The 22,811-nt window shown below is 65.6% G+C and carries 21 protein-coding genes; 12 read left to right on the top strand and 9 right to left on the bottom strand.

Annotation, left to right across the window (positions count from 1 at the left end; translation table 11 throughout):
• Nucleotides 1–44: 44 nt before the first annotated feature.
• The 5 genes from IPK75_03320 (at nt 45) to IPK75_03300 (ending at nt 8,152) form a co-directional block, all read left to right on the top strand.
• Nucleotides 45–4,766, top strand: coding sequence for an NAD-glutamate dehydrogenase (locus tag IPK75_03320; GenBank protein MBK8197378.1), 4,722 nt, complete (start codon nt 45–47; stop codon nt 4,764–4,766).
• 181 nt (nt 4,767–4,947) lie between these two features.
• Entirely contained in the window at nt 4,948–5,289 is a 342-nt protein-coding gene (locus IPK75_03315; GenBank protein MBK8197377.1) for a hypothetical protein, read from the top strand.
• 43 nt (nt 5,290–5,332) lie between these two features.
• On the top strand, nt 5,333–6,457 hold the full coding sequence (gene queG / locus IPK75_03310) for a tRNA epoxyqueuosine(34) reductase QueG (protein ID MBK8197376.1): 1,125 nt from the start codon (nt 5,333–5,335) through the stop codon (nt 6,455–6,457).
• Complete coding sequence (mtgA, locus tag IPK75_03305) at nt 6,454–7,539, top strand: monofunctional biosynthetic peptidoglycan transglycosylase (GenBank protein ID MBK8197375.1); 1,086 nt, start codon at nt 6,454–6,456, stop codon at nt 7,537–7,539. The genes queG and mtgA overlap by 4 nt, the downstream gene beginning before the upstream one ends.
• A gap of 208 nt (nt 7,540–7,747) precedes the next feature.
• Nucleotides 7,748–8,152 carry a hypothetical protein gene (locus IPK75_03300; protein ID MBK8197374.1) on the top strand — a complete coding sequence of 135 codons (405 nt, stop codon included), beginning with the start codon at nt 7,748–7,750 and terminating at the stop codon, nt 8,150–8,152.
• A 115-nt stretch (nt 8,153–8,267) separates the two neighbouring features.
• Here IPK75_03300 and IPK75_03295 read toward each other — a convergent pair whose 3' ends face one another.
• A complete protein-coding gene (locus IPK75_03295) occupies nt 8,268–9,185 on the bottom strand; it encodes an SDR family NAD(P)-dependent oxidoreductase (GenBank protein MBK8197373.1) in 918 nt (305 codons plus the stop codon).
• Between the two features lie 128 nt (nt 9,186–9,313).
• On the opposite strand from IPK75_03295, the gene IPK75_03290 reads away from it, so the two are divergent.
• Genes IPK75_03290 through IPK75_03280 form a run of 3 tightly spaced genes read left to right on the top strand, consistent with a single transcriptional unit; the run spans nt 9,314 to nt 10,837 of the window.
• The gene (locus IPK75_03290) at nt 9,314–9,964 is read left to right on the top strand and encodes an HAD-IA family hydrolase (protein MBK8197372.1); all 651 of its coding nucleotides are present in this window, start codon (nt 9,314–9,316) and stop codon (nt 9,962–9,964) included.
• The gene (locus tag IPK75_03285) at nt 9,951–10,541 is read left to right on the top strand and encodes a hypothetical protein (protein MBK8197371.1); all 591 of its coding nucleotides are present in this window, start codon (nt 9,951–9,953) and stop codon (nt 10,539–10,541) included. The genes IPK75_03290 and IPK75_03285 overlap by 14 nt, the downstream gene beginning before the upstream one ends.
• A complete protein-coding gene (locus tag IPK75_03280; protein MBK8197370.1) occupies nt 10,538–10,837 on the top strand; it encodes a 4a-hydroxytetrahydrobiopterin dehydratase in 300 nt (99 codons plus the stop codon). The genes IPK75_03285 and IPK75_03280 overlap by 4 nt, the downstream gene beginning before the upstream one ends.
• A gap of 558 nt (nt 10,838–11,395) precedes the next feature.
• Here the strand turns inward: IPK75_03280 and IPK75_03275 are convergent.
• Genes IPK75_03275 through IPK75_03260 form a run of 4 tightly spaced genes read right to left on the bottom strand, consistent with a single transcriptional unit; the run spans nt 11,396 to nt 15,415 of the window.
• Entirely contained in the window at nt 11,396–12,940 is a 1,545-nt protein-coding gene (locus IPK75_03275; protein MBK8197369.1) for a GNAT family N-acetyltransferase, read from the bottom strand.
• Nucleotides 12,941–12,949: 9 nt separating this feature from the next.
• A complete protein-coding gene (locus IPK75_03270; protein MBK8197368.1) occupies nt 12,950–14,260 on the bottom strand; it encodes a hypothetical protein in 1,311 nt (436 codons plus the stop codon).
• Nucleotides 14,261–14,944, bottom strand: coding sequence for a response regulator transcription factor (locus IPK75_03265; GenBank protein MBK8197367.1), 684 nt, complete (start codon nt 14,942–14,944; stop codon nt 14,261–14,263).
• A 6-nt stretch (nt 14,945–14,950) separates the two neighbouring features.
• Nucleotides 14,951–15,415: a winged helix-turn-helix transcriptional regulator gene (locus IPK75_03260; protein MBK8197366.1), complete on the bottom strand. Its 465-nt coding sequence runs from the start codon at nt 15,413–15,415 to the stop codon at nt 14,951–14,953.
• 51 nt (nt 15,416–15,466) lie between these two features.
• Here IPK75_03260 and IPK75_03255 point away from each other — a divergent pair, with 51 nt between their 5' ends.
• Together IPK75_03255 and IPK75_03250 are read left to right on the top strand one after the other, a co-directional pair.
• Entirely contained in the window at nt 15,467–16,351 is an 885-nt protein-coding gene (locus tag IPK75_03255; protein ID MBK8197365.1) for a branched-chain amino acid aminotransferase, read from the top strand.
• A gap of 67 nt (nt 16,352–16,418) precedes the next feature.
• Entirely contained in the window at nt 16,419–16,943 is a 525-nt protein-coding gene (locus tag IPK75_03250) for a DUF1003 domain-containing protein (protein MBK8197364.1), read from the top strand.
• A gap of 3 nt (nt 16,944–16,946) precedes the next feature.
• Here IPK75_03250 and IPK75_03245 read toward each other — a convergent pair whose 3' ends face one another.
• Complete coding sequence (locus tag IPK75_03245; protein MBK8197363.1) at nt 16,947–17,930, bottom strand: DMT family transporter; 984 nt, start codon at nt 17,928–17,930, stop codon at nt 16,947–16,949.
• Between the two features lie 28 nt (nt 17,931–17,958).
• On the opposite strand from IPK75_03245, the gene IPK75_03240 reads away from it, so the two are divergent.
• A complete protein-coding gene (locus tag IPK75_03240) occupies nt 17,959–19,188 on the top strand; it encodes an FAD-dependent oxidoreductase (protein ID MBK8197362.1) in 1,230 nt (409 codons plus the stop codon).
• A gap of 21 nt (nt 19,189–19,209) precedes the next feature.
• On the opposite strand, the gene IPK75_03235 is transcribed toward IPK75_03240, so the two are convergent.
• Complete coding sequence (locus IPK75_03235) at nt 19,210–20,169, bottom strand: calcium/sodium antiporter (GenBank protein MBK8197361.1); 960 nt, start codon at nt 20,167–20,169, stop codon at nt 19,210–19,212.
• Between the two features lie 167 nt (nt 20,170–20,336).
• On the opposite strand from IPK75_03235, the gene IPK75_03230 reads away from it, so the two are divergent.
• Entirely contained in the window at nt 20,337–21,347 is a 1,011-nt protein-coding gene (locus IPK75_03230) for a PAS domain-containing protein (GenBank protein ID MBK8197360.1), read from the top strand.
• Here IPK75_03230 and IPK75_03225 read toward each other — a convergent pair.
• Together IPK75_03225 and IPK75_03220 are read right to left on the bottom strand one after the other, a co-directional pair.
• Complete coding sequence (locus IPK75_03225; protein MBK8197359.1) at nt 21,320–22,045, bottom strand: response regulator; 726 nt, start codon at nt 22,043–22,045, stop codon at nt 21,320–21,322. The genes IPK75_03230 and IPK75_03225 overlap by 28 nt on opposite strands.
• A gap of 69 nt (nt 22,046–22,114) precedes the next feature.
• Complete coding sequence (locus IPK75_03220) at nt 22,115–22,756, bottom strand: peroxiredoxin (protein ID MBK8197358.1); 642 nt, start codon at nt 22,754–22,756, stop codon at nt 22,115–22,117.
• Nucleotides 22,757–22,811: the final 55 nt, after the last annotated feature.

The following is a 22,811-nucleotide window of genomic DNA, read 5'->3' as shown; positions in this document are numbered from 1 at the left end:
GAGTAGACCCGAGGGATCAGATTTCCCTTAGGTGAGTCGTATCCATGACCCGTACCGCAGCCGCCACCGGGCCCGAAGGCCAGGTTCTCGAACAGATCCTGCAGGAGGCCGCAGGTGAGGACCTGACCGGTCTCACCGACGCAGACATCAAGGCCCTCTCGGCGGGTCTCTGGAGCTGGGCCTCGCAGGTGCCGGCCGGCGAGCAGGCTGTGCGGGTGCTGCCGCATGCGGCGGGCGCCAAGGGACAGCTCGGGCGCGGCGTGCTTGAAGCGACCGGCCCCGACATGCCGTTCCTCGTCGATTCGCTGCTCGGCGAGTGCGCCGCGCAGGGCCATGAAGTGAAGACGCTGTTCCACCCGGTGGTCACGCTGGCCGACGGGCGGATGGTCTCGGTGATCCAGATCCACACCTCGCTGCTGACGCATGGCGAGGCTGAACTGCTCGAGGCGGGCGCGCGCACGACGCTGGCTGATGTGCAGCGGGCCGTCTCCGACCACCGGGCAATGCAGGCGCGCATGCGCGCCGAAATGAAGCGCCTTTCGGCCGTCCAGCACATCCAGCCGGCCGAGCGGGATGAAGCCGTCGCCTTCCTCGAATGGCTGCAGAAGGAACATTATGTTTTCCTCGGCAGCCGCGAGTATGATTTCGAGACCGATGCGGACGGCCATGTGATGGCGTCCGAGCCGCTGATGGTTGAAGGTTCGAACCTCGGCATCCTGCGCGACGAGAACCTCAACATCCTGTCGCGCGATTCCGAGCCGCTGGTGCTGACCCAGGAAGTCGGCGAATTCCTCGCCCAGCCGGCGCCGCTGATCATCGCCAAGTCGACCCTGCCGAGCCGGGTGCACCGGCGCGTGCCGTGCGACTATATCGGCATCAAGAAATATGACGCGCAGGGCCGGGTGAACGGCGAGGTCCGTTTCCTCGGTCTCTTCACGGCGGAAGCCTATGACGAGACGGCGCGCTCGATCCCGTTCATGCGCCGGCGGGTGCAGAAGATCATGACCGCCTCGGGCGCCGCGCCCGGCGGGCATACCGAAAAGGCGCTGGCCAACCTGATCGAGACCTGGCCGCGCGACGAGCTTTTCCAGACGCGCTCGACGCGGCTAGGTCCGATGATCATGGGCGCGCTGCACCTCATCGGGCGCCCGCGCACGAAGGTTTTCCTGCGGCGCGACGAGTTCGACCGGTTTGTCACGGCGCTCGTCTTCGTGCCGCGCGAGTCCTACGACACGGCGCTGCGCCAGCGCATCGGCGCGGTTCTGACCGAAGCCTACCGGGGCACGCTGCGTTCGTTCCAGCCCTATTTCGATGCCGGCCCGCTGGCGCGCGTGCATTTCGAGATCGGCCTGTCGCCCGGCCATCCGGAGCCGGACGCCGAGGAGATCGAACAACGCATCGCCACGCTGGCACGTACCTGGGACCAGGGTTTCCGCGACCAGCTGATGGAATCAGACCTCACCGGCGCCGACCGGGAAGGGGCCCGTGCCTTCATCGGCGCCTTCAACGCCGCCTACCGCGAAGCGTTCAGCCCGGAAGAAGCGCTGAAGGACGTCACCAGCATGGCCGCGCTCAGCGCCGGCCGGCCAATGGTTGCGCGCGCCTATCGGCGCGAAACCGATGATCTCTCGAAAATCCGTGTAAAGATCTTCGCGCGGGACGGCGCGATTGCCCTGTCGCGCTGCGTGCCGGTGTTCGAAAATCTCGGCCTGTTCGTGCATTTCGAGACGGGCTATCCGGTGCGCCCGCCGGTCAAGCCGGTCGCCGATGCGCCGGATATCTACTGGATCCACTCGCTGTCCATGGAAACAGCAGACGGCTCCGCGCTGGCCCTGAAACAGGTCGGCCATGCGCTCGAAGATGCCTTCATCGCAGTCTGGAGCGGCAAGGCGGATGATGACGGCTTCAACCGGCTCGTGCTGTCGGCCGGCGCCACCTGGCGCGAAGCCGCGCTGATCCGCGCGCTGGCGGCCTACCGGCGCCAGAGCGGGATGGACCAGCCGCAGGAAGTCCAGGAAGCGGCGCTGGCGAACTATCCGGCCGCCACTCGGCGCCTGCTTGACCTGTTCGCCGCCCGGTTCGATCCGAAGGCGCACAAGACGCTCGAGGCCCGCAGCAAGGTTGAAGCCCAGCTGGCGTCCGACTTCGAGGACGTGATGAAGAATGTCGCCAGCCTCACCGACGACATCGTGCTACGCCGGCTGTTCGCGCTCGTGCGAGCGATCCAGCGCACCAACTTCTACCAGTTGAGCGAAGACGGCGAGCCGCGCGACTGGATCAGCTTCAAGGTGGCGAGCCGCGAACTCGCTGACCTGCCGGAGCCAAAGCCCTTCCGCGAAATCTTCATGTCGAGCCCGAAGGTCGAAGGCGTCCACCTGCGCTTCGGACCGGTCGCGCGCGGCGGCCTGCGCTGGTCGGACCGCCCGTCTGATTACCGCACCGAGGTGCTGGGTCTCGTGAAGGCGCAGCAGGTGAAGAACGCGGTCATCGTGCCCGTCGGCTCGAAGGGCGGGTTCTATCCGAAACAACTTCCTCCGCGGACGGATCCGAGCTGGTTCGAAAGCGGCCGCGATGCCTACAAGCAGTTCATCACCGCTCTGCTGGGCCTCACCGACAACCTCGTGAAGGGCAAGCTTGTCCCGCCGCAGGATGTTGTGGTCTGGGACGGCGAGGATCCCTACCTCGTGGTCGCCGCCGACAAGGGCACGGCAACCTTCTCCGACACCGCCAACGCCATCAGCCTCGAGAAGGGCCACTGGCTCGGCGACGCGTTCGCCTCTGGCGGCTCGGCCGGCTATGACCACAAGAAGATGGGCATTACGGCGCGCGGCGCCTGGGAAGCGGTCAAGCGCCACTTCCGCGAAATGGGCCGCGACATCCAGACAGAGCCCTTCACGGTGATCGGTGTCGGCGACATGTCCGGCGACGTTTTCGGCAACGGCATGTTGCTGTCGCCCGAGATCCGCCTGATCGCGGCGTTCAACCACATGCACATCTTCCTTGATCCGAACCCGGATGATCCGGCGAAGGCCCTGGCCGAACGCCAGCGCATGTTCGACCTGCCACGCTCCACCTGGGCGGACTACGACGCGAAGCTGATCTCAAAAGGCGGCGGCATATTCGCACGCTCTGCCAAGTCGATTCCGCTGTCGCCGGAAGTGAAAGCGCTGACCGGCCTCGCCAAGGATGCGGTCACGCCGGATGAGCTGATCAACGCCCTGCTCAAGGCAGAAGCGGACCTTCTCTGGTTCGGCGGCATCGGCACCTACGTGAAGGCCGCCAGCGAAAGCCACGCGGATGTCGGTGACCGCGCCAATGACAGCGTGCGCGTCAATGGCCGCGAGTTGAAAGCCAAGGTGATCGGCGAGGGCGCAAACCTCGGCCTCACGCAGGCGGGCCGCATCGAGTTCGCGCTGGCGGGCGGGCGCCTCAACACGGACGCCATCGACAACTCGGCCGGCGTCGATTCGTCCGACCATGAAGTGAACATCAAGATCCTCGCCGCCGAAGCGATCCGCCTCGGCACGCTCAAGGAGCCGGACCGCAATGCGCTCCTGGCGCAGATGACCGACGACGTCGCCGCGCATGTGCTGAAGCACAATTACGACCAGTCGAACGCCTTGACGCTGATCAGCGCCACCGCCGTCGCCGATCACGAAGCGCTCGAACGGGCGATGGTCTATCTGGAAGAACGCGGCGTCCTGAACCGCGCGCTGGAAGGACTGCCGTCGACGACGGCGATGCAGGCCCGCAAGGAACATGGCCACCCGCTGACCCGGCCCGAGCTCGCGGTGATCCTTGCCTGGTCGAAGATCGTGCTGTTCGACGATCTCGTTGCCTCGACGCTGCCCGATGACCCCTGGTTCGAAACGGTGCTCAAGGGCTATTTCCCGCCGCCGATCGACGGCTTCTCGAAGGCCATGTCGCACCACCGCCTGCGCCGCGAGATCATCGCTACCGTGGTGGCGAACCGGACGCTGGATTTCTTCGGCCCGGTCGGTCTGCTGCGCCTGCGCGAGCTGACGGGCGCCGAGCCCGCCGATGCCGTGCGCGGCCTGGAGGCGGCGCGCGCGGTGCTCGACCTGTCGAACTTCCGCCGCGAAATCTTTGCGCTCGACACCGTGGTGCCCGCCGGCCTGCAGGCCGACCTGCAACTGGAAGCGGTGCATGCCGTCAGCGAGGCGGCCGCCTGGTTCATCCGCGCCGCCGCCGGCGAGACCATCGGCGAAGCGGTCAAGCGGACACAGGCGCCGCTGAACGAGCTGAAGGCTTCGCTGGCCTCGGTGCAGACGTCTTTCCCCGCCTCACGCATCGAGCGCGACGCGCGGGCCTTCGTAAAGCAGGGCGCGCCGGATGCGCTCGCCCGCTGGGCCAGCGCGATGAGCTACTTCTCGCAAGGCCTCGTCGTGGTGGAGGTTGCCCGGCACACGAAGAAGCCGGTGCTGGAAACGGCCGCGGCGTTTTACGCCATCGGGGATGCGCTGCGGCTTGACCGGCTGCGTGCTTCGGCCAGAGAGGGTCTCTCGCTGGCGCCGTTCTGGGACCGCGTGGCCGGCCGTCGCCTGATCGCTGAACTCGTGCGCCTGCAAGCCTCGGCCACCGAGGATGCGCTCGCGGTTGGCGGGGCAGAGGCCTGGCTCGAAGCGCGCAGCGAAGCGCGCCGGCAACTGATCGCCACGCTTTCCGCGCTCGGCAAGGACCGGTCCTGGTCGTTCGCCAAGTTTGCCCTGTCGACGGATGCCGTTCGCCAGTTCATGGGCCGGTGAGGCGTTGAGTTCAGGTGACGTTCAGTGCCTGCCGCTGAAGCTGGCGCAGGTCGGGATGGGGGAACGCATGCGGATGATCTTGCTGGCGGCAGGGACTGCAGCGACACTAGGCGGATGCGCGCTGAAGGCGCCGGCACCTGAAGCGGAACAGCTGGCCGTGCAAGAGACCCTAGAGCCCCCGGTGATCCCACGGCAAAATCCCGGTGACGACGTTTACGTCTATCACAACCTCAAGGGCGACTGCGCCTGGCTGACCCACGGCTATGGGCGCAACAATGCCTGGGGACTGTGGCGGCTCCCCCTCACGCAGGTAACCACCGGCGTGATCTCAGGCGATGAGGCGAACGGGTTCGAGCTCACCTACGCCTGCAAGGATGGCAGCGCCTGCATCGAAGCGGGCGATCTCGAGGAGACGCCCGACCGTGTCGGCGACCATACCATTCCCTTCCAGACACAGGCGCGCGCCGAAGACTGGCTCGCGCAGGTCGGGCGCCTCACGGCGGCCTGCACAGCCGCGCATTGAAGCGCCGTTCCAAGCGGGCGCCGCGGCTGGTATCTGTCTGCCGATGCCCGCGCCCGAAGACACCCTGAGCACCCTCCTGAAGCAGCGCGCCCGCGCGCTCGGCTTCGATGCGGCCGGCATCGCGCGCGCCGACGAGGCCTGGGAGGCCGGCGCGCGCCTCGCCGAATTTGTCGCCGAAGGCCGGCACGGCGAGATGGCGTGGATCGCAGACACGCTGGAGCGGCGCAGCGCGCCGACCGGCATGTGGGCAGGCGCCCGCAGCGCGCTCGTGGTCGCAATGAACTACGGCCCGAATCATGATCCCCTGGAGACACTGACTCAGCGCGAGACGGGCAACATCTCCGTCTATGCACGGGGACGCGACTATCACGACGTGATCAAGTCCCGCCTGAAGCAGCTGGCAGGGGAGGTGGCCGCCGCGACCGGGGCGGAGGTGAAAGTGTTCGTCGACACCGCGCCGCTGATGGAAAAGCCGCTGGCGGCGAAGGCCGGACTTGGCTGGCAGGGCAAGCATACCAACCTCGTCAGCCGCGACCTCGGCAGCTGGTTCTTCCTCGGCACGGTGCTGACGGCGGCGGCGCTTGAGCCAGACCAGGCCGAGCCCGATCATTGCGGCAGCTGCCGCGCCTGCCTCGACATCTGCCCGACGGCGGCCTTCCCGGCGCCCTACCAACTCGATGCGCGCCGCTGCATCTCCTACCTCACCATCGAACATTCTGGCCCGATCCCACGCGAGTTCCGCGCCGCGATGGGCAACCGCATCTACGGCTGCGATGATTGCCTCGCCGTCTGCCCTTGGAACAAGTTTGCCTCGCACGCGTCCGAGGCGGCGCTGTTTGCCCGGGCGGAGCTCAAGACGCCGGGGCTCGACGAACTGGCAGCGCTGGACGAAGCGGCCTTCCGGGAAGTGTTCTCCGGCTCGCCGGTCAAGCGGACGGGCCGCGACCGGTTCGTGCGCAACGTCTGCATTGCGATCGGCAATAGCGGGCAGCCGGCGTTGGCGCCGCGCCTGTTGCCGTTGCTGGACGATGCCTCGCCGCTGGTGCGCGGGGCGGCCGCGTCGGCGCTCGCCCGCCTTGATGCCGCCCGGTTTGCTGCTGAAAAGGCGCTGCGCCGGGGCGCGGAGCAGGATACGAGCGTGCAGGAAGAATGGGATCTCGGGGCATGAGCGACGACATTTTCCAACCTGCCGCAGATACGCCGGCCCCGGCGCCGGAGCCGGGCAAGCCCAAGCGCGACGTGCCCCTCTGGCGGCGTATCGCCGTCGGCGTGGTGCAGGCCGGCGTGGCGGCGTTCGCCCTGTTCCACGTGTACGCACTGGCATTGGCGCTGCTGCCATCGCCCGGCACGATCCTGATGATCCAGCGCTCTGGCGAAGGCCAGAAGGTCCAGCAGGACTGGGTGCCGCTGAGCAAGATTTCGCCCAACCTCGTGCTCGCCGTGATCAGCGCGGAGGATGCGAAGTTCTGTGAGCACGGCGGCATCGACTGGGACGCCATCGAGAAGGCGCGCGAATACAACAAGAAGCATGACGGCAAGAAGCGTCGCGGCGGATCGACGATCAGCCAGCAGACGGCGAAAAACGTGTTCTTCTGGAACGGCGGCGGCATGCCCCGCAAGGCCGGCGAAGCCTGGATGACCTATGTGATCGAGACCGTGTGGGGCAAGCGCCGGATCATGGAAGTCTATCTCAACGTCGCCGAATGGGGCGACGGATTGTTCGGCGCAGAAGCGGCCGCGCAGGCGCGGTTCGGCAAGTCGGCCGCTGACCTGACACCGCTGGAGGCTGCCCGCCTCGCCGCCGTCCTTCCGTCCCCGAACAAATGGAGCGCCGACAAGCCAGGCCCTTATGTGCGCAAGCGGACCGGCTCGATCCAGTCGCGCATGCGTGTGGTGGCGAACGAGGGCTATGCGGCCTGCGTGCTGGGCGACGACTTCCGCTCCAACCTGCCGAAACCTGAACCGGGCCAGCCTAAGCCTGAAGCGCCGGTGTTCGAAGACCTGCCGGAAGCCCCGGACGAGGGCGCGGAAGCGATCGGTGTCGAACCGGAGGCCGCGCCCGAGGTGAATGCCAATGACGCGCTCACCGACATTCTCAACTCGGCCGACGAGACATTCGAAACCGAACCTCTGACCGAGCCCGGCGCGGAGCCCGTTGATCCGCCTGCGGAGGAAGTGGCCCCGGTCGAGGCTGAACCTGAAGCGTCCGTCGAGGATGACGGCGGGCCCACAGTGATCACGCCGCAGTAGCCGGTTTTTGTTGCACAAGTTCGCCCTTGTGCAACGAAACCGGGGCAAGCCGCAAACTTTCTTCGTGTCATCCCGGCGACAGCCGGGACCCAGAAATCCAAGCCGTTCAAGGTCTTCGGGGTCCCGGCTGTTGCCGGGATGACACGGCGCTGAACTTTTTTGCGCGTTTCCAATCCGGCCGGGTCCGCAGCCAGTCTATACTGCGCAGATGTCGGCTTTCCTCAGCATACGGAACTACGTGCACTTCCGGCGTCTCTTCGACGCCGTGCACCCGTTCTTCTGGCCGATCCTCTATTGGCAGCTGAAAGCCGCCTGGCTCGCCCTGCAGCGCGAGAAGCGCACCGGCTTCCTGCTCGGCGTCAGCTGGTGGGGCGGTGTGCGCATCGTCCACCGCGGCGACGTGATGCACACGCCTGCGCCCGATCCGCTCGCGCTGACGCGGCCCCGTTTCGACCATCCCGTCTGGTCCACAAGCGTCCCGACCTGTCTCAGCATTGAGCCCCCGTGCGACGCCATGTCCCCCCGCCTCACGGGGGCTTGCCGGGACCAGCGATCGCACTGCGATCGCCCCGGTAAGGAATCAGGGACTCTTTTGACCCCCAACACTTCGTAGGGCGGGATAAAATCCCGCCATCCACCCTCACGGCATGGCGCATCCGGCGGAATGAAATCCCGCCCGACCTGAACCACCCGGCCAGCCCTCGCTGCGCCGGACGCCGGTGCTACGCCTAAACCGGGTCGTAAGGGAACACGCTCGCCGTCGCGCCGAGATCGGTGAAGCTGCCATTCATCGCCGGGAAGCAATGATCGATCAGCGAGTCCGGGGTCCAGCCTTCAAGGCGCGCCAACGTCTTCACCGGGCGCGGCTGGTCGAACAGGATGACTTCATTGCCGCGCACGCCAAAGATCTGGCCGCTGACCTGGGAGGCCGTGTCGGCGCAAAGCGCAACGGCGAGCTGCGCAACCTGATCGGCGCGCATGCCGTCCTTCATCCGCTGCACGCGCTGCGCGCCCGCTTCATCCTTCACCGGGATGGACGCGATCATGCGGGTCCAGGCGAACGGGGCGATGATGTTCGAGCGCACGTTCTTGGCGGCGCCTTCCATCGCGATGATGCGGCTGAGGCCGGCAATGCCGAGCTTGGCGGCGCCGTAGTTCGCCTGACCGATATTGCCGATCAGGCCGGTGGTCGACGTGAACAGGACATACGAGCCCGCTTCCTTCTCGCGGAAGTGCTCGATGGTGGCGCGGGTGACGTTGAACGAGCCATGCAGGTGAACGTCGATGACCGCTTTCCAGTCGCTTTCGCTCATCTTGTGGAACATGCCGTCGCGCAGGATGCCGGCCGGGTTGATGACCGCGTCGAGACGGCCGAACGTGTCCATGGCTTGGGTCACCATGCCGGAAACCGCCTTGTAGTCGGTGACGCTTTCGGAGTTGGAGACAGCCTCGCCGCCGGCCTTGCGGATTTCCGCAGCGACAGCTTCTGCCGGACCGGCCGAGCCTTCCTCGTCGCCCTTGAGGCTGCCGCCGAGGTCGTTGACGACGACTTTCGCGCCCTGGCGCGCCGCCAGCAGGGCGCACTCCTTGCCGATGCCGTTGCCGCCGCCGGTGATCAGTACGACTTTTCCGTCCAGGACGCCCATGATTTTCTCCCTTTTGTCTCGCGCCGGGACACTACTGCGCCAGCCCGCGCCTGCAAGGGCAGGGCGCCAGAATCGGGACAGAAAAATCAAGGTTTGAAATGGCCGCGCCGAACGGCTAGCAAGCGGCCATGACACGTACCTTCCAAGCCATCATCTGGGATTTCGGCGGTGTCTTCACCTCCTCTCCCTTCGAAGCGTTCAACCGGTATGAGGCCGAAAAGGGCCTGCCGAAGGACTTCATCCGTTCGGTCAACGCCGTGAACCCGCTCGAAAACGCCTGGGCCCTGCTGGAGCGCAGCGAAGTCGATGCCGCCAGGTTCGACGGTCTGTTCCGCGCCGAAGCCAACGCGCTCGGCCATGATGTGCCGGGCAAGGATATACTCGGATTGCTGTCCGGCAGCCTGCGGCCGCGCGTCGTCAACGCGCTGAAGGTCTGCAAGACGAAGGGCAAGGTCGGCTGCATCACCAACAATGCCCCGATCGGCAAGGGCGCCTCGATGACGAACGACGACGCGAAGGCAAAAGAGCTTGCGGCCGTGTTCGACCAGTTCGACCACCTGATTGAAAGTTCGAAACTCGGGATCCGGAAGCCCGATCCGCGCATTTATGCCTTGATGTGCGAAGCGCTCGACGTCGATCCGACGGCCTGCGTCTATCTCGACGACCTCGGCATCAACCTGAAGCCGGCGCGCGAAATGGGCATGGAGACGATCAAGGTGATCAGCGAAGAACAATTGCTCACCGACCTGGAAGCCGTGACGGGCTATGCGCTTCGCTAGCTTCCCCTCGCTGGTGGCTGCGCTGCTGCTGGCCGCCTGCTCGCAGGCCGAGCCGGAAGTGGTGATGGTGCTTCCTCCGGTCCCGGACGATCACCTCGCGCAGGCGCCGCAGGCGCCGCCGCCGGTGGAGATCAGCGATGCCGCCGCCGCAACACGCGACGCGCTGCTGAAGGAGGCGAGCCGGGGTTCATTGAAGGGCCTCGCAAAGATCGCCGCCGGCAATCCGGATTTCCGCTCGAACCTTGGCGGACAGGACCATTTGCAGTTCTGGGACCTGTTGCGGCGAACAGGCGTCGATCCGAACTGGAAGCTGCGCGATCTGTTCGAACAGCCTCCGGGCCTGCGCGAAGTGGACGGTGAACGCTGGTATGTGTGGCCCGATCTGGCAGCCAGGGACGCAGCGGACCTGATCCCGGAGAAGCTGATTTTCCAGGACCGGCGCCGCCTCGAGGACCTGATCCACGAAGACGGTATTGCGAAGATCAGGGCGGGCGAAGGTTATCCCGGCATGCGCACGGCAATCTCGGAAGAGGGTGTCTGGATTTACTTCGTACTCGGACAAGACGGAGAGGAATGACCATGGCTGCAAAGATTGGCGCGGCCGCCGCGCTCAAGGCACTGAAGGGCTGGAAAGCCGTCGAGGGCGACCACGACGCGATCCACAAGGCCTTCAAGTTCGCAGACTTCAAGACCGCCTTCGCCTTCATGTCGGGCGCAGCCCTGAAGGCCGAGCAGATGGACCACCATCCGGAATGGTTCAACGTCTATAACAAGGTCGAGGTGACGCTTACGACGCATGACGCGGACGGTGTCACGCAGAAGGACCTGGAACTCGCCGGTTTCATGGACCAGCTGGCGGCAAAGCTCGGCTAGTAATCGTGAACCCAGTGGCGCGACCAAAGACTCAGGTACGGGCCTGAGGTCTTTGTGGCGAATGTAAAATTGTCAGAATGACCCGCGTTGTAGGCCAGGTCCTGAAGTTGCACGAGGGATCCTGCTTTGGCTTTGGGGGACGCGTAGACTACGACGGCGCAGCCGGAGAATTCAGTGTGTATTCGTTCTAGATGTGTTTGGATCACTGTGGGGTCGGAGGATGCTCGATCTGGACCCCAGCCATAAATGGACACAACACCATTCTCAGATAGCTCAACATAATGCACGAATTCGCAATGGGGTGACGGAAGCCCTACATTGACGCCAATCACCTTTTCCGCGCCATACGGGGCCAAAATAAAAAACAGAACAGCAAGCGCCAGAACTACATCGACGAATGGGGCCAACGGCACATTCGAATCATCGGTCTTCGCCCGTCTCCGCCCCCGCATCGTGAGACTCCTGCTACTCACCCTCTGAGAGTGACAGAAATCACAGGAATTTCAATTCGGATTCAACTTTCAGGAGTTGCGGCCGAATGAATAGTCGATTGATGGTCTACTTCTTCCAGGCCACCCGGTAGAGATCGAACCGGCGGTCCTTGAGATTCTGCACGGCGCCGGACTGGCGGGCGGTCAGGAGATCAGGCAGGGAGAGGTCTGCCAGGGCAATCGTTTCGGTGTTCGGCGCGGTGTCGGCGGCGACGCCGTCGCGGGAGAAGGGGAAGTCCGACGGCGTCAGGATGCAGCTTTCGGCATAGTGGATGTCCATGTTCTCGACATTCGGCAGGTTGCCGACAACGCCGGAGAGGACGACGTAGCACTGGTTCTCGACGGCGCGGGCCTGGCAGCAATACCGTACACGGAGGTACCCACGGCGCTCATCGGTGCAGAACGGCACGAACATCATCAGCGCGCCCTGGTCGACCAGGTGGCGGGCGACTTCCGGGAATTCGGAATCGTAGCAGATCATCACGCCGATCGGGCCGCAATCGGTCTGGATGACGTGGTTGCCTTCGCCGCCCTTGATGTTCCACCAGGTGCGCTCGGACGGGGTCGGGTGCAGCTTCTGCTGGGTGTGGACCGAGCCGTCGCGCAGGAAGACATAGGCGACATTGTGGATGTCGCCGTCTTCCATCTCGGACGGATGGGTGCCGCCGATGATGTTGATATTGTAGGAGACCGCCAGCTTCTCCATGAAGGCGACGAAGCGCGGCGTGTATTCCGAAATCTTCTGGATCGCGGCGACGGGCCCCAGCGGCTTGCTCTCCAGCGAGAGGAGTTGCAGCGTGAAGAGTTCGGGGAAGGTGACGAAGTCGGCGCGGTAGTCGGAGGCGATGTCGACGAAGTACTCGACCTGCTGTTCGAAATCATCGATCGAGGTGATGCGGCGCATCTGGAACTGCACGGTGGCAACGCGCACGCGCTCCGGCAGGGACGTGTCGCCGAAGCCGGGCTTCGCCTTGATCTTGTCCTGCGCGACAGGATTGCGCCACAGCATCTGGGTGGCATGGGTGCCGGACTCGAGGTCTTCGGCCATGTAGTTCCTCAGCACACCAACGACTTCGAAAGTCTGCCGCAGCTGGAAAGACAGGACCGGATCGCGCAGCTTGGACTGGCGCACGGCCTCCACATAGTCGGCCGGGTCCGGATATTCCTTCGTGTGCCGGTGGTAGCCGGGGATCCGGCCGCCGAACATGATCCCCTTCAGGCCAAGGCTTTCGCAGAGTTCCTGGCGAACCTGGTAGAAGCGCTGGCCGATACGCAGACGGCGGAATTCGGAGTCGACCAATACATCCATGCCGTAGAGTATGTCGCCTTCGGGGTCGTGGCGCGCCGCGAAGCCGCCGCCGGTGATTTCGTTCCAGGTGTGCTGGGCCATCGCGATGGCAGAACCGATGACGAAGGTGACGCAGTGCCCGACAATGCGGCCTTCGAATTCGGCGACGAACTGGCCTTCCGGGAAACGGTTGATCTGGCCGAGGATCTGGTCGGACGTATAGCCATAGCCCGCGCCATAAACCTTGTCGTAGAGGGGCAAGAGGCTCGCAATGTCGCGCGGCAGGGCGTTGCGGATGATGAGTTTCGGCTTGGAAGTCGTCATTGCGGGGTCCTAGCGCGGCTCGGTCGGCACACGCAAGACCGCGCGCAGGCCGCCCATCGGGCTCGACATGAGGCGCACGTCGCCGCCATGCGCGCGCGCGGTGTCGCGTGCAAGCGTCAGGCCAAGGCCGGAACCGGACTCGTTCTGGCTGCGCGCGTCGTCGAGGCGCGAGAAGGGGCGGAAGGCTTCCTCGTGCCGGTCCTGCGGGATGCCGGGGCCATCATCGTCGACGACGACTTCGGCCCAGTGCGGTCCGTCGACGAGGCTGATGCGTGCCGTGGGCGCATATTTCACGGCGTTCGAGACGAGGTTTGTGATGGCGCGTTTCAGTGCGAGCGGGCGGCCGACGACCATCACGCGCGACGGGCCGATTACGGGGATATGGGCGCCGAAGCCGGCGGCGATCTCGCGCGTGGTCTGGCCGAGATCGAACGGCTGGGCGGCGTCGCCTTCCTCGCCGCGGGCAAAGGCAAGGTATTCGTCGAGCATCATCGACATGTCGTCGAGGTCTGACTTTGCCGCGCGGATATCTTCGGTCGGCTCCATCATGGCGAGGGCAAGTTTCAGCCGGGTCAGCGGCGTGCGCAGGTCGTGGCTGACGCCGGCGAGCATGGCGGTGCGCTGCTCGGCGAAGGCGGTGAGGCGTTCCTTCATGTCAATGAGGGCGCGCGCCGCGTCGCGCACTTCCGTGGCGCCGGAGGGGCGGAAGCCTTCGAGGTCGCGTCCCCGGCCGAAGGCGCGGGCGGCTTCCGACAGGCGCAGGATGGAGCGGACCTGCTGGTTCAGGAAGCCGATGGCGAGGAGCACCATCAGCAGCGAGAAGGCGATGACCCAGACGATGAAGATGTGCGAGTTGATCATGAAGGCGCGCTTGCGGTCGATGATGATCTCGCCGGTGCCTTGCGGGGTGGGGAAGCGGATATGCACGCGCGAGTCGCCGCGCGCGAGTCCGACGAAGGTCGGCGCGCCGAGACGTCCGGCCAGTTCGGACTTCAGCACGTCATCATACGGAAAGTCCTTCTTGAGGGCATTCTCGTTGAGCGCCTGCGCCGGCAGGGCGCAGGTGAAATAGGTCTCGATCTGGAACTGGATCCGGGTGTGGTCGCTCTCGGTATAACTTGCATTGTAGCAGGCGGCGCGGATCAGGCTGGCATCGCGCGCGATGGCCTGCGCGAGCTTGCGGTTCACTTCCGCGACCTGGCTGGAATAATAGTACCAAGTCATCAGGCTGAGGATCAGCAATACCGGCACCAGAAGCAGCAGCAGGCTGCGGGCATAGAGCCCGCGCGGCGTGAAATCGCGGAGTCGGGGGCTGGCCATCTAGTCGGGCATGAGGCGGTAACCGATGCCGCGCACGGTCTGGATGTGGACAGGCTCTTTCGGGTTCGGCTCGATCTTGCGGCGAAGGCGCGTGACCTGTACGTCCACGGAGCGTTCAAGGCCGGCCGATGTCAGTACGGCGAGATCTTCACGGCTGACCGGATCGCCGGCGTTGCGGGCCAGCACGGTGAGCAGCTGCAGCTCAGCGTCCGTGAGCCGGATACGCTCGTCGCCGGATTTCAGCTCGCCGCGCGCCGCATTGAACACGAGGCCGGACATCTCGATCTCGTCCGGCGGCGGCGCGGATTTCTGCGACCGGCGCAGGATTGCCTCGCAGCGCAGGACAAGTTCCTCCGGCTCGAACGGCTTCGAGAGGTAGTCGTCAGCGCCGGAGCGCAGGCCCTCGATCCGGTCGCTCGTCTGGCCGCGGGCCGTGAGCAGCATCACCGGCGTCTCGCGCGCCGGCCCCTTGCGGATGGACGACAGGAGCGACAGGCCGTCTTCGCCGGGCATCATGATGTCGAGGATGGCGAGGTCAAAGGCGAAGTTTTCCATCAGGCGGCGAGCGCCGGCGGCATCCGGAGAGGCACTCACACGAAAGCCCTTCAGTGTGAGGAAGCGCTTCGTCAGGTCGCGGATACGGTCGTCATCATCGACGATCAGGATATGGGCGGGTTCCTTCATGCGGCGCTACCGGACCAGCGCTTCGAGCAGGGAGCGGGCACCGGCGACGGCTTCCGGACCGCTGGCGCGAAAGGCGAGGCGCAGGCGTTCGCGCACTTCGATGGCCAGCGGCGTGGTGAGCGTGACGCCGGCATCCGACAGCGTCAGCTTGCGGCGGCGGGCATCGCCGGCCTGGCGGGCGCGCTCGATCAGGCCCCGTTCGTCGAGACGGCCGATCAGGCGGGCAAAAGTGGGCACGGTCATGCCGAGCAGGCTGCGCAGCTCGCTGACGGTCTGGCCCGGCTGGTAGCGTACGGCCATGAGAATTTGCAGCTCTGGCTTGCTCAAACCCGCCTTCTTCCGGGCCTGTTCGGCGGCCCGGGCGAGCGTGGATGCGCCTGAAATCAGGAGGCCGGCACTGCGGTCCAGCTCCTGGTCTGTCAGGAACAGCCGGGGGTCAAAAGGTCGGTTCAGGTTGACGTGCGCGGGCATAAGTCGGAAATGAGCCTGAATACGCAGAAAGTTCAAGCGAGGAGCGTTCCAATGGCTGCTGCCCCCTATGATGACCGCGACGGATACATCTGGATGGACGGCGCTTTCGTGCCGTGGCGCGATGCCAAGGTACACGTGCTGACGCACGCGCTCCACTACGCCTCCTCGGTGTTCGAGGGTGAGCGGGCCTATGGCGGCAAGATCTTCCGGTCGCTCGACCATTCGAAGCGCCTGCACCGCTCGGCCGGGATCATGGGGTTCGACATCCCGTTCAGCGTCGACCAGGTCGAGAAGGCCAAGACCGAAGCGCTGGCGAAATCCGGCCTCGAGAGCGCCTATGTGCGCGCGGTGGCCTGGCGCGGCTCCGAGATGATGGGCGTCTCGGCCCAGAACAACACCATCCACCTCGCGGTGGCCGTCTGGAACTGGGGCGATTATTTCGCTGACAAGATGAAAGGCATCCGCCTGACCCACGCCCAGTGGCGCCGGCCGGCGCCGGACACGGCGCCCTGCGAAGCCAAGGCGGCGGGCCTCTACATGATCTGCACGCTGTCGAAGCATGCCGCCGAGAAGGCGGGCTACCAGGACGCCCTGATGCTCGACTATCGCGGGCAGATTGCCGAGGCGACGGGAGCGAACATCTTCTTCGTGCGCGACGGCGTGCTGCATACGCCGACGCCGGACTGCTTCCTGAACGGCCTGACCCGTCAGACGACGATTGCCCTCGCCAAGGCGCGCAAGATCGAAGTGGTGGAACGGGCGATCTTCCCGAACGAGCTGTCGACATTCAGCGAGTGTTTCATCACCGGTTCGGCGGCGGAGCTGACGCCGGTGGCGGAGATCGGCGAGCACCGCTACAAGCCGGGCGCAATTTCCGAGGCGCTGGTGAACGACTATTCGGCGCTGTGCAACGGCAAGCTCGAACTGGCGCTGTAAGCAGGCCCCTGTTGGCCGGCGCGCAGACAGCGTAAAGACTGGCTCCCTGCAGTTTCAGGGAGTTTGCATGATCATTGAGACGGTTGTCAGCCTTGTGAACGCGGCGCTGCATGGGCCGGGCGGCAAGGAAAAATCCGAGCGCGCGGTGGCGGCGTTCAGGTCGCGCCGGCCGCTGGTGCCCGACGCCAATGCCAAGATCGACGCGGCTGCTTCGCGGGGTGACCGGCTGGCCGACACGATCGCGCAGGTGGGTGGATCGTGGCCGTTCATCATCGGTTTCCTGCTGTTCCTGCTTGTCTGGATCGTGACCAACGCCCTGCTGCTGGGGGGCGGTGACCGGTTTGATCCGTACCCGTTCATTTTCCTCAATCTTGTGCTGTCGATGCTGGCGGCGCTGCAGGCACCGATCATCATGATGAGCCAGAACCGGCAGGCCGCAAAGGACCGGCTGGTGGCGAACACCGACTACGAGGTGAACCTCAAGGCGGAGCTGGAAATCCTCGCGTTGCACGAGAAGATCGACCGGCTGCAGGCGCAGCAGGCAGAGGAGTTTGCGCGGCTAAACAACCTGATCGAGACCGGCCGGGCCTGACGATCAGGTCAGGATGTCGCTAGCCGGCATCTTCGCTTCGCGGCGCGCAGCGAAATGGGTGTCGAAGGCAACTACGAGGCAAGCGCCGATAATGATGGCGGCGCCGGCATAGACGCGCCAGCCGGGCACTTCCTGGAAGAAGGCGTAGCCGAGCAGGGCCGACCAGATGAGGCCGGTATATTCGAACGGTGCCAGGGTCTGCGCCTTGGCCTTGGCATAGGCGAGGGTCATCAGCCACCAGATGCCGATGCCGAGGAAGGCGACCCCGGTCATGGCGCCCCAGGAATGCGCCTCCGGCGTCCATTTGCTGAACAGCAGCATGAAGGGCAGCAGGAACAGGGCCGGGAACACGTTCATGAACGTCACCAGCGTCAGGCTGTCTTCCTCTTTCGTCCGCAGGCGGAGGAGGACGATATTGAGCGCATAGAGTACGGCCGACAGGAGGATGGCGCCGGTGCCGTAGAGGCGGTTGCCATCGGGCGGGCCGCCTTCGGTGTGGGCGGTGGCGGCAAGCGCCGCGCCGGCGAAGCCGACGAGGGAAGCGCCGATGGTGACCGGGCTCATCTTCTCGCCAAGGATCACGCGGGCGATCGGGGCGATCATCAGGGCGGCGGTGAAGCCCATCACCACGGCCTCGGCCAGCGCAATCTGGGTCAGGGCATAGAAGAAGGTGAAGGCAGAGATGACCTGCGCCAGCGAGCGCAGGGCGTGGAACCGGATGGCGGGCAGTCCCGGCAGCTTGCGGCGGCTGGCGGCGAACATCGCGAGCATGATCACGGAGCCGAGCATGTAGCGCCAGGTGGTCGCCGTCAGCACGCTCGTGCCGCCGAGCATGACGTGTTTCATCACGGCGTCGACGCTGCATCCGAAGATGACGCCGAAACAGACAAGCAGGATGGGATGGGGCAGGCGCATGCGAGCGCAGCCATTGCCGGGGAAATCGTCAGCGTCAAGCGCGGTCTTGCGGGGCCGGAGACAGGCTGTCATCTTCGCTGGAAACAGGGAGGATGGGCGGATGGCCATTACGCGGCGGACGGCGCTGGGCGCCATGGCGGCGGCGCCGTTGCTGGCCGGGTGTGCGCACTTGCCATCGACCCGGGGCTGGGACGCAATCGTCGTGGGAGCCGGCGTGTTCGGAGCCTGGACGGCCACCGCCCTTCAGGCGGCCGGGCAGAAAGTCTTGCTGGTGGATGCGTGGGGGCCGGCCCATGCACGGGCGAGTTCAGGCGGCGAATCCCGGTTGACGCGGGCCGGATATGGCAGCGATGCGATCTATAGCCGGATGTCGCGGGAATCGCTGGAGGACTGGAAGCGGTTGTCGCAGGACGCCGACCTGCCGCTGTTTCATCCGACCGGCGTGCTGAACCTGTTCCGTGACGACAATCCGTACACAAGCCACGCGACCGGGGGTGAGGCGGTGCTGAAGGATCTCGGCATTCCGCTCGAGCGGCTGACGCCCGCGCAGGTCGCCGCGCGGTTCCCGCAGGTGAATGCCGGCGATGTGTCGTTCGGCCAGTTCGAGCCGGACTTTGGCGTCCTGATGGCACGGCGCAGCGTCATGACACTCGTGCAGGCGTTCCTCGCGCAAGGCGGCGCCTATGCGCAGACGGCTATCCTGCCGCCTCAACCGGGGGAAGCGCTGCGCACGCCGCAAGGCGATACGCTGGAAGGGACGGCTTACGTGTTTGCATGCGGGCCGTGGCTCGCGAAGCTGTTTCCGGGCTTGCTGGCCGAGAAGCTGTTTGCGACGCGGCAGGAGATCTTCTTCTTTGGTCCGCCTGAAGGCGCCACGCGGTTCGGCCCTGCCACGATGCCGGGCTGGACGGACTTCACGCAGGAGGCCGTGCATTACGGCTTCCCGGACCTGGAAGGGCGGGGCTTCAAGATCGCCAATGACGACCACGGTCCGCTCGTTGATTTCGACGCGAATGACCGCCTGGTTACACCTGAAGGCCTCGCCGGCGTGCGGGCGTTCATGGCCCACCGGTTCCCGGCGCTGGCATCGGCGCCTTTGTCGGAATCGCGGGTCTGCCAGTACGAGAACAGTGCCACCGGCGACTTCCTGATCGACCGGCATCCGGCGTGGAAAAACGCCGTCCTGGTCGGCATGGGATCGGGCCACGGGTTCAAACATGGCCCGGCCGTCGGGCGGCGGGCGGCGGCGCTGGTGACCGGAAACGGCGCGCCGGAGTCCCGCTTCACACTCGCCTCGAAGGCAGACCGCCAGCAGCGCTCCGTCCACTGACGGATGCTGCGGCCGCGCGGATCAGACGGCGGCGTTGAGCCCCAGCCAGGTGCAGTAGGCCGTATAGGCTGCCAGCATCACGCCGCCCTCCAGCCGCGTGACTTTCCAGCGCGACAGGGCGGCGGCAAAGAGCAGCGCGGTGGCGGCAATCATCACCCAAATGTCGAACGCAGCGATCTGCGGCGGCACCGCGATCGGCTTGACCATGGCAGTGACGCCGAGGATGCCGAAGATGTTGTAGATGTTGGAGCCGACGATGTTGCCGAAGGCGATGTCGCCATGCTTGCGCAAGGCGGCCATCACCGAGGTGACGAGTTCAGGCAGCGACGTGCCGACCGCCACGATGGTGAGGCCGATGATCGTTTCCGAGACATGGAACATGCGCGCGATGTCGATGGCGCTGGAGACCAGGAAGCGGGCGCCGAGGATCGTGAGCCCGAGGCCGCCGATGACGAAAGCGACGTCCAGCGCGATCAGTCCGGCGGACGGCTTCGGGGCTTCGGCCTGCAAGCCGGCGGCGGCGTCGGAGGCGGCATTGGCGCGGCGCTCCTGCCGGAAGGCGAACCAGATGTAGCTCGCGAGCGAGGCCACGAAAACGCCGCCCAGCCAGACCGAAAGCTGGCCGAACAGGACAGCGCCAAGGCACATTGCGGTGGCGATCGCCAGCACGATGCCATCGCGCTTGAAGGTCTCACGCGCAATCGCAATCGGGTAGATCAGGGCAGCGACGCCGAGGATCAGCAGGATATTGGCGATGTTGGAGCCGACCACGTTGCCGACGGCAATGCCGGGCGAGCCTGAGAAGGCGGCCTGCAGGCTGGTGACGAGTTCGGGCGTCGACGTGCCGAAACCGACCAGGGTCAGGCCGATCAGCAGGGGCGAGATGCGGAACTTCTGCGCCAGCTGGACGGCGCCGCGCACGAGAAGTTCACCGCCGGCGACGAGGAGCACAAGGCCGGCGACCAGGATAAGGAGAGTCATCTGAAAGGGTTTCCCGGGGCACCTGCCCCCGGGCGAGGGATTTGGCCTATCCTCCCGGTTTCGGGAAGGGGCGGGAGGAAATAATTCTGCCGGTCAGGGCTGGCGCTCCCCGCTTTGCGCGCGCGCCGAATGGGGGCAATCTGGCGGCCGGAGAAGGAGCGATCTGCTTGCAACAGCCTGCCGAGTTCAGCGATTTCGCCGGCATTCTTGGCGCCGTGCCGATGCCGGTTGTCGTGTATGACCGCGAGCTGCGATTTGCGTATTCGAACGCGGCGTTCCTGAAGAGCGTGCATCGAGCCTGGGAGGAGCTTGCCGGCCGGTTTGTGGGCGACGTGTTTCCCGAGTCGGAAGAGCGGATGTCGATGATGCGGGCGCGCATGATGGCCGCGCTGGACGGCCAGAGCGGGGGCTATGCCGAGTTGCCCTACCACTTGCCGGGCCCTGACGGGGCGCCGCAGGAGCGCTATTGGCGCTCCACCATGCAGCCGCTGTTCGCGCCGGACGGAAGTGTCACGCATATCGTGCAGTCGGGCGAGGACGTGACGGAGCAGACGCTGCTTCGCCAACAGCGCGACGTGATCGCCTCGGAGCTCGAACACCGCGTGCGCAACACACTGGCGATGGCCGGTTCGCTGGCGATGATCATCGGGCAGAATACGCCAAGCGTCGAGGCGTTCGTCGAATCCTTCACAGACCGGCTGGACGCGATGGGCCGCAACCTTGCGATGATCGCCGACCATGACTGGCAGGGCCTGCCCCTGCGCGCCGTGATCGAAGCGGAGCTGGCGCAGGCGGTGGCGCCCGGCGATCCGCGGGTGCAGGTCACTGGGCCAGACCTGATGCTGACCATGCGATCCGGCCGCTGGGGCGCCATGCTGGCGCACGAGCTGGTCAAGAACGCTGTACGCCATGGCTGTTTCTCCGTGCCCGGAGGGTCCTTGCGCGTCAGCTGGACGCTGGAGGGCGAGACCCTGACGGCGGACTGGGTCGAAACCGGCCGCAAGCACACCGGCGAGCCGCAGCGCCGGGGTTTCGGCTCGCAGATGCTCGACCTCATGCCGGAAGTGTCGGTCGACCGGGTATTCCACGAGGGCGGCATGTCGGTGCGTATCAGGGCGCGGTCATCGACCTTCCGGCTGATCGAGCCGGATCAGCGCCCGCCGGAGACCTTGAAGTAAAGTGCCTGCGTGATCACGGCGCGCACATGTGCGGGTTTGAACGGCTTCGGGATCAGGAAGGTCGGCTCGCCGCTCTTGCCGGCCAGCATGCGCTGCGGGAAGGCGGTTACGAAAATGACCGGCACGGTGAAGGCCTTGCGGATCTCGGCGACGGCATCGGTGCCCTGCGAGCCGTCGGCCAGCTCGATGTCGGCGAGGATCAGGTCCGGGCGTTCAGCCAGCGCGCGCTCGACCGCGGTGACGCGCGTCGCGGAGACGCCTGTGACCGTGTGGCCAAGCTCGGTTGCGATCTGCGTGAGGCTTGCGCCGATCAGTGGCTCGTCCTCGATGATGCTGATCCGGCTCTTGGGCAGGGCGGCGATCTGGCGTTCGGCCTCCGCCACAAGGTCGGCGAAGCCGGCTTCGGTGACGCTCAGCACCGCTGCGGCGTCTGGCGCATTGAACCCTTCCATGGCGGTCAGAAGAAGGGCGCGGCGGGCCGGTGAAGCGGCGTTGGCCTGGGCCGGTTTGCGCGCGGCGAGCGCCCCGTCGAGCGCCTGGAAGAGGCCGATGCGGGTGATGTCGCCTTGCGCCTTGGCGAGCAGGTCTTCGAGGGCGGCTTCAACGCTGGTGTCGCCCTGCGCGGCAGAACCGAGCACCGCGCGCGCGTAACGCCGCAGGTAGGGCAAATGATGCTCGACCGCTTCAGTGTACTTCAAGTTTGCCCCGGCACGTCAGAATCACAGTGTGCACAACGAAAGGCGGTTCGGCAACGCCGATGCGGGCTGTCAGCCCTTGCCGGGCTGCGGCGTCACGCGCAGGTACGGCTTCAGCGCGGTATAGCCTTTCGGGAACAGGCGCGCGATTTCCGCCTCGTCCTTCAGCGACGGCGCAATGATGACGTCGTCGCCGTCCTGCCAGTTGACGGGCGTGGCGACCTTGTAGCCATCGGTCAGCTGCAGCGCATCGAGCAGGCGCAGGACTTCATCAAAGTTTCGGCCGACGCTCGGCGGGTAGATGATCGAGGCGCGGATCTTGCGCGACGGGTCAATCACATACACCGCGCGCACGGTGACCTTCGGGTCGGCGTTGGGGTGGATCATGTTGTAGAGCGTTGCGACCTTCCGGTCGGGGTCGGCGATCATCGGAAAATTCACGGCCGATCCCTGGGTTTCCGCGATGTCAGCGCTCCAGTCAGTGTGATGGTCGAGCGTATCGACCGAGATCACCAGCGCTTTGGCGCCCCGGCGGGCGAATTCATCCTTCAGCTTCGCCGTGTAGCCGAGTTCTGTCGTGCAGACCGGGGTGAAATCGGCCGGGTGGGAAAAGAAGATGACCCAGTCGTCGCCCGCCCATTTGTGGAACCGGATCCGGCCTTCGGTCGTGTCGGCTTCGAAGTCCGGGGCGGTGTCGCCGATCAAAAGGGTCATTCTGCGGTCCTGTCTCTTGATTTCTGCCGCGAAACTAGTGCCTAACGAGGCCCGA

Source organism: Acidobacteriota bacterium (assembly GCA_016712445.1).
In the GTDB taxonomy this organism is placed as follows: Bacteria; Pseudomonadota; Alphaproteobacteria; order Caulobacterales; family Hyphomonadaceae; genus Hyphomonas.
Note: the sequence above shows the minus strand (reverse complement) of the source record. Positions and strands in the feature narration are given on the sequence as shown.

Coding starts and splice junctions, on each gene's coding strand:
- IPK75_03320 (MBK8197378.1), top strand. CDS start 45: ATGACCCGTACCGCAGCCGCCACCGGGCCCGAAGGCCAGGTTCTCGAA.
- queG (MBK8197376.1), top strand. CDS start 5,333: ATGCCCGCGCCCGAAGACACCCTGAGCACCCTCCTGAAGCAGCGCGCC.
- mtgA (MBK8197375.1), top strand. CDS start 6,454: ATGAGCGACGACATTTTCCAACCTGCCGCAGATACGCCGGCCCCGGCG.
- IPK75_03300 (MBK8197374.1), top strand. CDS start 7,748: ATGTCGGCTTTCCTCAGCATACGGAACTACGTGCACTTCCGGCGTCTC.
- IPK75_03295 (MBK8197373.1), bottom strand. CDS start 9,185: ATGGGCGTCCTGGACGGAAAAGTCGTACTGATCACCGGCGGCGGCAAC.
- IPK75_03290 (MBK8197372.1), top strand. CDS start 9,314: ATGACACGTACCTTCCAAGCCATCATCTGGGATTTCGGCGGTGTCTTC.
- IPK75_03285 (MBK8197371.1), top strand. CDS start 9,951: ATGCGCTTCGCTAGCTTCCCCTCGCTGGTGGCTGCGCTGCTGCTGGCC.
- IPK75_03280 (MBK8197370.1), top strand. CDS start 10,538: ATGACCATGGCTGCAAAGATTGGCGCGGCCGCCGCGCTCAAGGCACTG.
- IPK75_03275 (MBK8197369.1), bottom strand. CDS start 12,940: ATGACGACTTCCAAGCCGAAACTCATCATCCGCAACGCCCTGCCGCGC.
- IPK75_03270 (MBK8197368.1), bottom strand. CDS start 14,260: ATGGCCAGCCCCCGACTCCGCGATTTCACGCCGCGCGGGCTCTATGCC.
- IPK75_03265 (MBK8197367.1), bottom strand. CDS start 14,944: ATGAAGGAACCCGCCCATATCCTGATCGTCGATGATGACGACCGTATC.
- IPK75_03260 (MBK8197366.1), bottom strand. CDS start 15,415: ATGCCCGCGCACGTCAACCTGAACCGACCTTTTGACCCCCGGCTGTTC.
- IPK75_03255 (MBK8197365.1), top strand. CDS start 15,467: ATGGCTGCTGCCCCCTATGATGACCGCGACGGATACATCTGGATGGAC.
- IPK75_03250 (MBK8197364.1), top strand. CDS start 16,419: ATGATCATTGAGACGGTTGTCAGCCTTGTGAACGCGGCGCTGCATGGG.
- IPK75_03245 (MBK8197363.1), bottom strand. CDS start 17,930: ATGACAGCCTGTCTCCGGCCCCGCAAGACCGCGCTTGACGCTGACGAT.
- IPK75_03240 (MBK8197362.1), top strand. CDS start 17,959: ATGGCCATTACGCGGCGGACGGCGCTGGGCGCCATGGCGGCGGCGCCG.
- IPK75_03235 (MBK8197361.1), bottom strand. CDS start 20,169: ATGACTCTCCTTATCCTGGTCGCCGGCCTTGTGCTCCTCGTCGCCGGC.
- IPK75_03220 (MBK8197358.1), bottom strand. CDS start 22,756: ATGACCCTTTTGATCGGCGACACCGCCCCGGACTTCGAAGCCGACACG.